General features: G+C 53.9%; 8 protein-coding genes. All 8 read left to right on the top strand.

Annotated elements, in window-relative coordinates; genetic code table 11:
* Nucleotides 1-752, top strand: a 752-nt coding sequence (locus tag JW937_02230) for a hypothetical protein (protein ID MBN1586230.1), incomplete at its 5' end; no start/stop codon positions are given.
* On the top strand, nucleotides 752-1750 hold the full coding sequence (locus JW937_02235; GenBank protein ID MBN1586231.1) for a GDP-mannose 4,6-dehydratase: 999 nt from the start codon (nucleotides 752-754) through the stop codon (nucleotides 1748-1750). The genes JW937_02230 and JW937_02235, both read left to right, overlap by 1 nt.
* Nucleotides 1747-2490 carry a glycosyltransferase family 2 protein gene (locus JW937_02240; GenBank protein MBN1586232.1) on the top strand — a complete coding sequence of 248 codons (744 nt, stop codon included), beginning with the start codon at nucleotides 1747-1749 and terminating at the stop codon, nucleotides 2488-2490. Before JW937_02235 ends, JW937_02240 begins: the two co-directional genes overlap by 4 nt.
* Nucleotides 2487-3839, top strand: coding sequence for a glycosyltransferase family 39 protein (locus JW937_02245; protein MBN1586233.1), 1353 nt, complete (start codon nucleotides 2487-2489; stop codon nucleotides 3837-3839). Before JW937_02240 ends, JW937_02245 begins: the two co-directional genes overlap by 4 nt.
* The gene (locus JW937_02250; GenBank protein ID MBN1586234.1) at nucleotides 3826-4992 is read left to right on the top strand and encodes a glycosyltransferase family 4 protein; all 1167 of its coding nucleotides are present in this window, start codon (nucleotides 3826-3828) and stop codon (nucleotides 4990-4992) included. Before JW937_02245 ends, JW937_02250 begins: the two co-directional genes overlap by 14 nt.
* A complete protein-coding gene (locus tag JW937_02255) occupies nucleotides 4982-5806 on the top strand; it encodes a class I SAM-dependent methyltransferase (GenBank protein ID MBN1586235.1) in 825 nt (274 codons plus the stop codon). The genes JW937_02250 and JW937_02255 overlap by 11 nt, the downstream gene beginning before the upstream one ends.
* Entirely contained in the window at nucleotides 5796-6959 is a 1164-nt protein-coding gene (locus JW937_02260; protein MBN1586236.1) for a glycosyltransferase, read from the top strand. The genes JW937_02255 and JW937_02260 overlap by 11 nt, the downstream gene beginning before the upstream one ends.
* A partial coding sequence (gene asnB / locus JW937_02265; protein MBN1586237.1) for an asparagine synthase (glutamine-hydrolyzing) occupies nucleotides 6959-8069 on the top strand: 1111 nt, incomplete at its 3' end. The genes JW937_02260 and asnB, both read left to right, overlap by 1 nt.

Here is an 8069-nt window from a genome sequence, read left to right on the forward strand (position 1 = left end):
AGGAGGGGCAGGGAATCCGGGAGACCCTGCTTCGCGATCTTGTGCGTCGTTTTGACGTGAGTTTCGTGCGTGAGTCGGCGACCCCTGCGGAGACTTTGGCGGAAGCGGGTTTTTCATCGCTGAATTTGCCGGTCATGTTGCGAATCCTCAATGGCCGGTCTGCGTCCCGGGCCTTGGGCAAAAGCAATCGTCTTTGGCGGACTGCGGTGCGGAGCCTTTCGCCATTTTTTAACATTGGGGTTGCGCCCAAACCGGAAGCAGAACGGCTAAGCGATTTTGGTCCGGAGTTTGACGAGTTTTGGAAGAGGACGGCGCCGGAGCTTGGAATAGCCTGCGCGCGCAGTTCGGCCTTTCTGAATTGGCGTTACCGGGACCACCCTTTGCGGGCATATCAGACTTTTGTAATACGGGAGAAGGATGAGCTCAGAGGGTCGGTGAGTGTGGGTTCGCACCATGAGCGCGGACAGCAAAGTCTGTCCCTTATGGAACTCATCGCCAATCCCAGGGATCCTGCCGTTCTCCGGAAATTAATGAAGCAGACATTGGCTTACGGACGCCAGGTCGGAGCCTGGGGGCTCTTTGCGGCCTGTACCCACCCGGTTCTGAGGCGGGTGCTTTTGAGCTTGGGATTTATCAGCGTGCCGCGGCGCTGTGAAAAGATTTATATTGCGCAAAAGGTTTCGAAGAGCCCGAATTGGGTGGAACAAGGACCTTGGTGGATGACGTCTGCGGACGGGAACGTGGAGATCTGATGGGTAAAGAAAAGTTGGAGAAGATTTTGGTGTCTGGAGCCGCAGGTTTTGTGGGCTCTCATCTTTGCGACAAGCTTTTGGAACGAGGACATGCCGTTATTGGTGTGGATGACCTGAGTTCCGGCTCCAGAGATAATCTTGAGACCTGTTTAGCACACGCAAATTTTGAATTTGTGGAGGGCGATGTCTGTGATGCGGGGCTTGTGGAAAAGGCAGTGGGCGAGTGTGATGCCATTGCCCATCTGGCAGCCAAGAAAATTCCCAGATACAGTGACGGTTTGGATACCCTTACCGTGAATGTCAAGGGAACCGAGATGCTGCTCAAATCCGCTGCCGCAAAAGGCTGCCGTTTTCTTTTTGCTTCCACTTCCGATGTCTACGGAATGAATCCGGACCTGCCCTTTAGCGAAGAGTCTTTGTGCGTGCTCGGCCCCAGCTATGTGACACGCTGGAGCTATGCGGTGTCCAAACTCTTTGATGAGCATTTGGTCTTTGCCTATGCAGACCGGTACAAAATGCCCTTTTCGATCGTGCGTTACTTCGGGGGCTATGGTCCGCGGCAGCATTCTTCATGGACCGGGGGGCCTCAGGCTGTGTTCATTGATGCAGCGGCACGCAATGAGCCCATCGAGATCCACGGGGACGGCCTTCAAACGCGTAGCTTTATGTATATCGATGATTTGGTCGAAGCCACTTACCGGGCACTGACTCACGGGGCTGCCGTGGGACGAGTGATCAATATCGGTTCACCCGAAGAAATCTCTATTTTGGACTTGGCCAAACTCATCTGGGGTCTGGTTGCCGGCGCGGAAAAACCGCAGTTCAAATTCGTCCCCTATAAAAATCTGTCGCGGGGTTATCAAGATGTGCGGCGCCGTGTGCCGGACCTGACGGAGCTGAAGACTTTGCTCGATTTCGAATCCAAGTATGATCTCAGGGAGGGTTTAAGCAAGACCGTGGAATGGCGGCTCAAGGCCCTGGCCCAGGAGGTCTCATGATCTACGTGCTCCTTCCTGTCTATAACGAAGAAGATGTGATTGAAGCATTGCTGGACCGTGTGCAAAAGGTTTTGGAGGAGGCGTCTTTTGAGTATAAGATCGTTGCCGTTAATGACGGGAGCTCCGACAAAACTGCTGAGGTGATTCGTTCCTGTGCATCTCGAATGCCGGTCCATCTAATTGATTTTGAAAGAAATCGCGGGGTGGGGGATGTGTTTCGTGAAGGTTTTAAGTATGTCCTGGATACCGCGAACGACAAGGATATCATGGTGAGCATGGATGCGGACAATACACACGATCCGCGTTTGATAAAATTCATGGTCAATCGTTTGGATGAAGGTTATGAAGTTGTAATCGCCTCCTGTTTTGCTCCTGGAGGAATGCTGATTGGTGTGCCCGCATTGCGCTATGTATGCACAGTGGCTTGCAATCTGCTTTACCGGATTCTTTTTCCGGTTCGAGGGATCAAGGAGTACACCGGTTTTTACCGCGGATACAATGTGGGCGCTTTGCGCCAGTCAGTTAAGCGATTCGACGGAAGGCTTCTCGAATCCAACGGATTTGCCGTGATGGCGGAGTGTTTGGTCAAGCTGCGCCGGATGCCGCTTTTTATGACAGAGGTTCCGCTCATCCTCAGGTATGACCACAAGGGTGAAAAGTCAAAGCTCAAAGTGATCCCCACCATCAAGGAGCATTTTCGGGTTATTTGGGACAATGTATTTAAGAGGCACATCCTTTGAGACGTACTGCAAGTCCTGGACTTTTGGGTTGGATTCTTGCCGGGGCTGTGTTCGGGGTTCTTTTTGTCTTTAAGGCCTATTGGGGGTGGTTCTTTGTCATTTTGGGGGTAATCTCGATCGCAATCTGGCGCCGGAATGATCCTCGATACCGGCGCTTTGTTTTGGTTTGTTTTCTTTTGGCAACGTTTGTGCGTGTCCTTCCTGCCGGTGCGTTGCAGCTTCATTCTTGGAGTAATGGGGGAGACGGTTCGGTTTTTAATGACGGCAGGGGCAAGTGCCGGCTGGCTTGGTCCACGGTGGAGTATTTCCGAGGAGACCGGGCAGACTTATTCGACGTCTTAGGTGAGCGGAACAGCCATACGGATTTGCTGGCGATTTTGTTCTTCCTGTTTGGATATGCTCCGATGGCGGGCAAGCTTTTGAATATCCTGATGACAGTATCTGTCGGGCTGATGACTTTCGGTATTGCCAGGCGGGCACTAGGCGTGAGTGCCGCAAAAATTGCGATGGTATTAGTGTGCTTTACCCCCACGATGATTTTTTGGTCAGTGGGTAATCTTAAGGATAATCTGTATCTTTTTATGTTGGTGTTCACCTTTTACGGGGTAACGCGCTGGATCGAGGATGGAAAGTATCCGTTTTTAGCATTTTTTGCTCTGCTTCCGTTTATGTACAGTATCCGGCAGGCGGCGACTCTGCTTTTGGTTCCGATTCTGGCTGTAGGTGTGCTGCTGAGTTCCCGGCTTGCTTTTTGGATAAAGATTGCTTTGGTGGGGGTTCTGATTGTTGCAGGCCTGGGCGTGGCCAGAACCAAATTATTGCCGTCCGGAAGGGATACCTTGGGCCGGGTGAAGATCAGCGCGGAGTATATCTTGACTTTGCGGCTTGGGTTTCTCAGTTCCGGAGGGAACAACTACCGCATATTTGATGACAAATATTACCAGAAAATGCTGGAGCGTCACTACGCCCCGAGCGGAGTTCCGGAGGATTTGCAGCTTGCGAGCGGGGCCTTTGCCTTGGGGTATTTGAAAGGCCTGATGTATTTCTTGTTTTCTCCGCTGCCGTGGATGATCAGCAAGGGCAGCCACCTTCTTGTCCTGCCCCAGGTGGTGTTATGGATGCTACTGGCTTTGCCCTTTATGTCCGGAGTGATATGGACATGTAGCGGCCGGGCCAGGCCGCTTATTCCGATGGTGATATTTCTCATGGTCGGGGTGTCTCTCTATGCCATAGCCGAAGCCAATATGGGGACGGCGATCCGGCATAGGGACATGTTTTTGCCCTTCTTTTATATACTGGCGATGGCAGGACTGAGCCGGTGGGGAGTGCTTAGGGATGAAGCCCATTAGGGTGTGTATGTTGGCAGCAGGCTTTTATCCAAACCTGGGAGGTTTGGAGCGCCAAGCCCACAAGCTGGGGCGCGAGCTGGTCCAGAGGGGGCATTCCGTATGTGTGTTGACGCGGCAAAATCGAGGCTTGCCTGCTGAACAGACAATTGACGGAATCCGGGTGCATCGTCTGAGGCAATGGGGTAAGGGACGATGGCTGGAATCCGTGAGCTACTTGGCGGGAGCCCTGGTGTGGATTATTCGGAATCGCCGGCAGATCGATATATTGCATGCCCACCAAAGCTACTCGCCCACGACTGTCGCCGCTGTGGCGGGCTTGCTCACAGGAAAACGGACGTTGAGCAAAATCTCAGCAACCCAAGAACTTGGCGAGCGCCGTGAGTTGCAGCGTTTGCCTTTTGGACGCATGCGCCGGTATTTGATGACGCGGATAGACCGGGTTGTAGGGGTTAATCCGTCGGTCTTCGAGGAGTTTGAGGATTGGGGAGTAAGAAAAGAGCGCTTCCAGTATATTCCCAACGGCGTGGAGATCCCCGAACACAGTGCTTATGACAGGGATGCAAAGGCCGCCGCCCGAAGTTGCTTGAATTTGGAGGGCGATCTCTTTGTCATTTATACGGGCCGTCTGTCTTCTGAAAAAGGATTGGAGCATCTGATTCAGGCCTGGGCACAAGTGGTGCCGGAATTTTCAGAGGCGCGGCTTTTTCTCCTAGGCAGCGGCGGAGGGGACCGGGATGTGGAGAAGGACCTCAAAGCATCGGTGGCTGATTTGGGGTTGGGATCCAGTGTCCGGTTTTTGGGGCATGTGAAAAATGTCGAGGACTATCTGGTGGCTTCCGATGTTTTTGTTTTGGGCTCCGTATCCGAAGGAATGTCCAATGCGCTGCTCGAAGCCATGGCCGCGGGTTTGGCGATCGTGGCGAGCGAAATTCCCGCGCACCGGGAGATTATCGAAGACGGAGTCAACGCCTGTGTCTTTCCCTACGGGAATGTGGAGATTCTGACCAGAAAGCTCAAAGGTCTGTTGGCCGACGCTCAGTTGCGCAGGACTTTGGGCATGGCCGCGCGGGAAGCTGCTCAGACCCGGTTCTCCATGACTGCGGTAACGTCTCGATATGAAAGTCTATACAGGGAGATTCTTTGTGTCGCTTAAAGAAGCTTTGAAATCCTTTGTGACGGACACCTCTTTGGGCCAGGGGCTGTACCGGCGCTATGTCACATTGACCACACTCACCGAGTGGTACGCGAGGGATCGTCTGAAGCAAATCTTGTCGTCTCTTCCTTCGGACGGAATCACGAATGTCTTAGATGCCGGGGCAGGTTTCGGGCAGTATGTTTATCTCCTGGGTCAACGGAAGGGAGTGAAGGTAACCGCCTTGGAACTCAACGGGGAGCGGGTTCAATCCTTAGAGAAGGGAGCGCGCTTGAGCGGCATGGAGCTGAATACAATCCAGGGCCGCTTGGAGGATTTACAGGATCAGGAGCAGTATGAGCTGGCCATCTGCCTGGATGTTCTTGAACATATTGAACAGGATGCGGAGGCCCTTGCGGCTTTGCACCGCGGCTTGCGTTCCGGAGGGGTCTTGCTTTTGGGGGTTCCCGCCTGCCCGCAGAAGCGGATTTTGCCTTTTATGGAAACCTTGATGGATATGGAACACGATCATGGAGCCGAGGGGCATGGCCATGTCCGGGAAGGATATACGTTGGAGGGCCTGAGTGCCCTGCTGCAACAGTCGGGATTTCATATTGAGAAGACGGAGTATAGCTATGGCTGGCCGGGCGCCCTGGCCTACGAGATTTTCTTTGCTTTGCAGCATTCTCCTCTGGTCTTTCTCTTAGGCAGTTGGTGGTATTTTGCTTGCCTGCACCCCTGGATGATGGCTTTAATGTGGGCCGACCGCATGATTCCGTGGAACAATGGGAACGGGATTTTGGTGACGGCAAGAAAGGAGTCTCATGAAGGCTAGAGCGAAACTCTTGCATTTGACAACCGATTCGCGAATTGCGGGCACGGAAAATCTATTGCTGGATTTGGCAAAGTACACGGACTCCAAATGCTTTGAACTGGAATTTGCGACCTTGGCCCCGAGGGGCCCCTTGCAGGACCAATTGGAGGCGCAGGGCTTTCGCACCCATGCACTGGACGCGCGCTCTATTAAGGATACTCCTCAGACTTTGAGTAAACTGGTGGGCCTATTGCGTAGCGGGGATTACGACCTTCTTCATTCTCATCTCTTTCATGCGACTGCTCTCGGGCAGGTGGCCTGTGCTCTGGTGAAACGGCCCATTACGGTGATGACACGCCACTACTCCGACCTGATGTATTTGTTCGGGAGCCCTGTTCAGTGGAGATTGGACGGCATTGTGGCGCGCCGGGTGGATCAAGTGATTGCTATTTCCCAAGGTGTGCGTCATGTCATGGTGCAACGCGAACGGGTGCCTGCGCGGCGTATTAGCGTGATTTATAACGGGATCGATCTGGGAAAATGGCAGCCTCTTTCCAAGGAAGAGACTCGGGCTAACCGTTCGGAACTCGGATTGAAGGATGAGATCGTCATCGGAGCTGTAGGGACCTTGCATCCGCGCAAGGGACACCGGCATCTTATTTTGGCAACCGCCCATATTGTCAGAAACCACCCCAATGCCAGATTGCTAATCGTGGGGGAGGGAGTCCTTAGGGAGGAATTGCTTGCCCAGGCCAGGGCCTTGGGCCTGGAAGACAAGCTGATTTTGGCGGGATATCAGACGGATGTGCGGCGCTGGATGGGGATGATGGATATTTTTGTGCAGCCCTCCGTGGAGGAAGGGTTTGGTTTGACGATTCTGGAGGCCATGGCTTTGGGCAAGCCGATTATCGCCACGAATGTCGGAGGGATACCGGAGGTGATTGAAGACGGCGTGACCGGAAAGTTGGTTGGTCCGGCCGATGCCCGCAGTTTGAGCGCTACGATACTGCGTTGTTTGGAGCAGCCGGAATGGGCCAAAAGCCTGTCCGAGGCTGCGACGAAGGTGGTTGCGGAAAGGTTCCGGGTTCAGGATATGGCGTACAGCTATCAATTAATCTACGAGCAGTTGCTTAGCAGGAATGGATCGACCCAAAGGAGCGAAGCCCAAATCTGATGTGTGGTCTGTGCGGCATTGTGAGCTATGGGGTTGGATCTGCGCCGGAAGATCAGGTCCGGCGCATGGCGGATAAACTGGTCCACCGCGGCCCGGATGAGGCAGGCTATCATTCCTCTGCGGCGCTGGGCGGGGATTCCGTCCGCTGCACTCTGGGCCACCGCCGTCTGCAGATTATTGATATTGAAGGCGGGCATCAACCTCTTTCCAATGCGGATGAAAGTACTTGGGTTGTCTTTAACGGAGAAATCTATAATTTCAGAGAACTACGCGCAGAATTGGAGCGAAAGGGACACAAGTTCCGGACATGCAGCGACACCGAGGTCTTGGTCCATGCCTACGACGAGCATGGGGATGAATTTCTCCAATACTTGCGCGGTATGTTTGCATTTTGCCTTTGGGACCGGCGACGGGGGCGCGTGCTCTTGGCGCGGGATCGTCTGGGCCAGAAGCCGATGATCTATTGCTGCCAAAAGGGGCAGCTCTTTTTTGCTTCCGAATTTGCCGCCCTGTTGGAAGGACTCCCCCAAAGGCCTGAACCCAACCTGAGCGCCCTTCAGTATTATTTTTCTTACCTCTATGTGCCTGCTCCCATGAGTGCCTACAAGGGGGTGCAGAAATTACCCCCAGCCCACTATCTTGTTTGGGAAAAGGGACAGGCTTCCTTGCACCAATATTGGCGTGCGGATTTTTCAGAGACTTCGGACATCGGTATGGAGGAGGCCGGAGAGCGGCTGGATGAACTCCTCGAAGAAGCCGTGCGGTTGCGAATGATCAGCGATGTGCCGCTTGGGGCCTTTCTCAGCGGCGGGATTGACTCGAGCCTGGTAGTGGGATTGATGAGCCGCAGCAGTGAGCGCGTGCGCACTTTCTCGATAGGATTCGAGGAATCCGACTTTAGTGAGCTGCCGGTGGCGCGGGCCGTGGCCCAGCACTTCGGGACCGAGCATCATGAAGAAATCGTGCGTCCTGATGCTCTGGCCATTCTGCCTGAACTCGTTGCCCACTACGGGGAGCCCTATGCCGACTCCTCCGCGATCCCAACCTACTATGTTTCCAAGATGACCCGGAAGCATGTGACCGTGGCTCTGACCGGAGACGGGGGGGACG

It is taken from the genome of Candidatus Omnitrophota bacterium (genome assembly GCA_016929445.1).
In the GTDB taxonomy this organism is placed as follows: domain Bacteria; phylum Omnitrophota; class Gorgyraeia; order JAFGIU01; family JAFGIU01; genus JAFGIU01.

Excerpts from the sequence above, each read along its gene's own strand:
- JW937_02240 (MBN1586232.1), top strand. The coding sequence starts at position 1,747 with ATGATCTACGTGCTCCTTCCTGTCTATAACGAAGAAGATGTGATTGAA.
- JW937_02250 (MBN1586234.1), top strand. The coding sequence starts at position 3,826 with ATGAAGCCCATTAGGGTGTGTATGTTGGCAGCAGGCTTTTATCCAAAC.
- JW937_02235 (MBN1586231.1), top strand. The coding sequence starts at position 752 with ATGGGTAAAGAAAAGTTGGAGAAGATTTTGGTGTCTGGAGCCGCAGGT.
- JW937_02260 (MBN1586236.1), top strand. The coding sequence starts at position 5,796 with ATGAAGGCTAGAGCGAAACTCTTGCATTTGACAACCGATTCGCGAATT.